The sequence below is a fragment of the Pseudomonas japonica genome (assembly GCF_900188455.1).
Classification (GTDB): Bacteria; Pseudomonadota; Gammaproteobacteria; order Pseudomonadales; family Pseudomonadaceae; genus Aquipseudomonas; species Aquipseudomonas japonica.
Genome location: NZ_FZOL01000052.1, coordinates 1 through 3,773 on the forward strand (window position 1 = coordinate 1; position 3,773 = coordinate 3,773).

Consider the following 3,773-nt stretch of genomic DNA (forward strand, 5'->3'; position numbering starts at 1 on the left):
TGGTAGTGTGGAGCTTCTCCATGTGAGAGTAGGTCATCGTCAAGATTCAATTCCGAAACCCCTATCTGCTGATGCAGGTAGGGGTTTTGTCTTTGATGGGCGAAATAAATCTATTGGGAGTGTCTGAGTCAAATCGCAGGCCAGTGCCTCTCTGATTTCTATGCAATCTCACCGGGCATGGCTATCATGCGTGCCTCATTGTGTATCGAGATTGGCATGCTGAAGTTGTTAACGCTCCTCAAGGACGGTCGATTTCATTCTGGTGAAGCCCTGGGTGCAGCACTGGGTGTGAGCCGCAGTGCTGTCTGGAAGCAATTGCAGCTCCTTGAGTCGGAGCTGAATCTAACGGTTTACAAGGTTCGTGGTCGCGGTTATCGGCTGGCCTCGCCCTTGATGCTGCTCGATGCGGAACAGATTTTCCGGCTAGCCACCAAAGCATCCTGGCCAGTGCTGATTCATGACGAGATCGACTCTACCAACGCTGAGGCTTTACGCTTGATCGCGAGTGGCCGAGGGGCGCCATTCCTGGTGTTGGCCGAGCGTCAAAGTGCTGGGCGTGGGCGCCGTGGCCGTGCCTGGTTGAGTCCGTTTGCGCAGAATCTCTATTACAGCCTGGTGCTGCGAGTAGAAGGTGGGATGCGTCAGCTCGAAGGGCTCAGTCTGGTAGTGGGGTTGGCGGTTCGGCAGACGTTGCTTTCCCTTGGTGTCCCTGGCGCCGGGCTGAAATGGCCAAACGATGTACTTGTGGGGAATCGCAAGGTGGCGGGGATTCTCCTGGAGTTGGTTGGTGATCCGGCGGATGTCTGCCATGTCGTGCTCGGTATCGGGATCAACGTCAATATGCAGGAGGCCGATATCGATCAGGCCTGGACTTCGCTCACCCTTGAATGTGGGCGGTTGGTCGACCGAAACCAGCTTGCGGCTTTGCTTAGCGATAATATGCAAACCTATCTGGCTCGTCATCGCGAGCATGGCTTTGCCGCCCTGCAGGGGGAGTGGGAAGGCGCTCACCTCTGGCAGGGGCGGGCTGTTTCGCTGATTGCCGGCTCCAATAGCATTAATGGTACGGTTCTGGGCGTCGATCGTCAGGGCGCCTTGCGACTTGAGGTTGATGGGGTTGAAAAGAGCTTCAGTGGTGGAGAGCTCAGCTTGAGGTTGCGCGATGATTCTTGAGCTCGATTGTGGGAACAGCTTTATCAAGTGGCGGATTGTCCGGCGGGCTGATGCTGTAGTTATGGCCGGTGGAGTCGTCGACTCGGATAAGGCGTTGCTGCTAGCGGTGGGTGCGGCTGGGCTTTCTCCGCGTTTCTGCCGGTTGGTGAGCGTTCGTAGCGAAGAAGAAACCAGTGTGCTGGTAGAGGCGCTTATTGCTAACTTTGCGCTTTCGGTTCGAAAGGCTGGTCCTGCGCGTGAGCTTGCAGGTGTTCGGAATGGTTATGAAGACTACCAGCGATTGGGGCTGGATCGTTGGCTGGCTTTGTTGGGTGGTTATCATCTGGCGAAGAGGGCGTGCGTTGTCATCGATCTCGGTACGGCGGTCACCTCCGATTTCGTGAGTGCGAGTGGTGAGCATCTCGGTGGCTTCATCTGTCCTGGAATGCCTTTGATGCGTAATCAGTTGCGCACGCATACAAGGCGAATTCGTTACGATGACGTATCTGCCGAGCAGGCGCTGACTAGTCTGGCGCCTGGGCGCGCGACGGTGGAGGCGGTGGAGCGGGGTTGCATGCTGATGCTGCACGGATTCGTCCTGACCCAGCTCGAGCAGGCGCGCGCGCAGTGGGGCGAGGAGTTCACCTTGTTCGTCACGGGTGGCGATGCTTCGCTGGTGAACCAGGTGGTGCCATTGGCCCGCGTTGTTCCTGATCTGGTATTTGTTGGGCTTGCCATCGCTTGTCCATTGGACTGAGGTGCATATGCGCTGGTTGTTTCTTCTGCTACTGGTCCTGAATGTCTTCTATTACGTATGGCACCAGCAGGAGGCTCCGCTCAAGGCCAAGGAGGTGGAGTCTCTGTCTCTGTACAAGGGTAGTCAGCAGGATATTCGCCTGCTGAGTGAGGCTCGAGAGGCTAAGCCCGAGAAAGATTGCCTGTACCTGGGTGGATTGGCGACGCCCGAAGTGCTTGAAGCGTTGCGGCAACGTCTGGTCAGCCTGGATATTGCCTCCAGAAAGGTCGTTGGCAAGGTGGTGGACAACCCAGGTTGGTGGCTGCAGATCAGGCCTGAAAGCCGGTATTTGCTGGACGAAACCCTGGTCGGCAGTCTTTCCCGTGATTTCAATGACTTAAAGAGTAAAATAATGCAGTGCGAGGGTATTGCAACGGTCGAATAGTTTGCATAGAATGGCGCCCGCTTCACAGGGATAACCACTAAGTGGCGGAACTGAGAAGCTGCTGTCAAAGAAGCTAACCTCAAGATTTTAAAGAGAAAAAGCTTGACAGTAGGACGGCAAAGATAGAGAATGCCGACCAAGCTCAGGAGGGGTTCCCGAGCGGCCAAAGGGATCAGACTGTAAATCTGACGTCTACGACTTCGAAGGTTCGAATCCTTCCCCCTCCACCAGTTTAGCGAGAGCTGCAAGCTCTGCGGGTATAGTTTAGTGGTAGAACCTCAGCCTTCCAAGCTGATGATGCGGGTTCGATTCCCGCTACCCGCTCCAGGCTGCAGTTGTTGCAAAATGTGTTTCGCTCTTGTAGCTCAGTTGGTAGAGCACACCCTTGGTAAGGGTGAGGTCAGCGGTTCAAATCCGCTCAAGAGCTCCATCTAACAAGGCAGATATGAAAATATCTGCCTTTGTTTTAATGGGTGTCATGGCTTAATTCTTCTGTTGGAGGATCGTATCGATGGCTAAGGAAAAGTTTGAACGTAACAAGCCGCACGTTAACGTCGGCACCATTGGTCATGTTGACCATGGCAAGACTACGTTGACTGCAGCGCTTACTCGCGTCTGCTCCGAGGTTTTCGGTTCGGCTCGTGTTGACTTCGACAAGATCGACTCGGCTCCAGAAGAGAAGGCTCGTGGTATTACCATCAACACCGCTCATGTGGAGTACGACTCGAACGTACGTCACTACGCGCACGTTGACTGCCCAGGTCACGCCGACTACGTCAAGAACATGATCACCGGTGCTGCCCAGATGGATGGCGCGATCCTGGTTTGCTCGGCCGCCGATGGTCCGATGCCACAAACCCGTGAGCACATCCTGCTGTCCCGTCAGGTAGGCGTACCGTACATCGTTGTCTTCCTGAACAAGGCTGACATGGTTGACGACGCAGAGTTGCTGGAACTGGTCGAGATGGAAGTTCGCGACCTGCTGGGCACCTACGACTTCCCAGGTGACGACACTCCGATCATCGTTGGTTCGGCTCTGATGGCACTGAACGGCCAGGACGACAACGAGCTGGGCACCACCGCTGTCAAGAAGCTGGTCGAAACTCTGGACAGCTACATCCCAGAGCCAGAGCGCGCTATCGACAAGCCGTTCCTGATGCCGATCGAAGACGTGTTCTCGATCTCCGGTCGCGGTACCGTTGTTACCGGTCGTGTTGAGCGTGGCATCGTCCGCATCCAGGAGGAAGTCGAGATCGTTGGTTTGCGCGACACCGTCAAGACCACCTGCACCGGCGTTGAGATGTTCCGCAAGCTGCTGGACGAAGGTCGTGCTGGCGAGAACTGTGGCGTTCTGCTGCGTGGCACCAAGCGTGACGACGTTGAGCGTGGTCAGGTTCTGGCCAAGCCAGGTTCGGTCAAGCCGCACACCAAGTTCACCGC

4 protein-coding genes and 3 tRNA genes are annotated in these 3,773 nt (G+C 55.8%); all 7 read left to right on the forward strand.

Annotated features, from left to right (window positions below; all coding sequences use genetic code 11):
• Positions 1-216 precede the first annotated feature (216 nt).
• Positions 217-1,173, forward strand: a complete 957-nt coding sequence (birA, locus tag CHB99_RS29210; RefSeq protein ID WP_042123493.1) for a bifunctional biotin--[acetyl-CoA-carboxylase] ligase/biotin operon repressor BirA — start codon at positions 217-219, stop codon at positions 1,171-1,173.
• Positions 1,163-1,909 (forward strand): pantothenate kinase, encoded by a 747-nt coding sequence (locus CHB99_RS29215; protein ID WP_042123494.1) that lies wholly within the window; start codon positions 1,163-1,165, stop codon positions 1,907-1,909. Before birA ends, CHB99_RS29215 begins: the two co-directional genes overlap by 11 nt.
• Positions 1,910-1,916: 7 nt before the next feature.
• Entirely contained in the window at positions 1,917-2,333 is a 417-nt protein-coding gene (locus tag CHB99_RS29220; RefSeq protein ID WP_042123496.1) for a hypothetical protein, read from the forward strand.
• A 145-nt stretch (positions 2,334-2,478) separates the two neighbouring features.
• A tRNA-Tyr gene (locus CHB99_RS29225) sits at positions 2,479-2,563 on the forward strand.
• Positions 2,564-2,586: 23 nt separating this feature from the next.
• Positions 2,587-2,660: transfer RNA gene (locus CHB99_RS29230), tRNA-Gly, on the forward strand.
• Positions 2,661-2,687: 27 nt separating this feature from the next.
• Positions 2,688-2,763 (forward strand) — tRNA-Thr (locus CHB99_RS29235).
• Between the two features lie 81 nt (positions 2,764-2,844).
• On the forward strand, positions 2,845-3,773 hold a 929-nt coding region (gene tuf, locus CHB99_RS29240; protein ID WP_089266739.1), incomplete at its 3' end, for an elongation factor Tu.

Coding starts and splice junctions, on each gene's coding strand:
- CHB99_RS29215 (WP_042123494.1), top strand. CDS start 1,163: ATGATTCTTGAGCTCGATTGTGGGAACAGCTTTATCAAGTGGCGGATT.
- birA (WP_042123493.1), top strand. CDS start 217: ATGCTGAAGTTGTTAACGCTCCTCAAGGACGGTCGATTTCATTCTGGT.
- CHB99_RS29220 (WP_042123496.1), top strand. CDS start 1,917: ATGCGCTGGTTGTTTCTTCTGCTACTGGTCCTGAATGTCTTCTATTAC.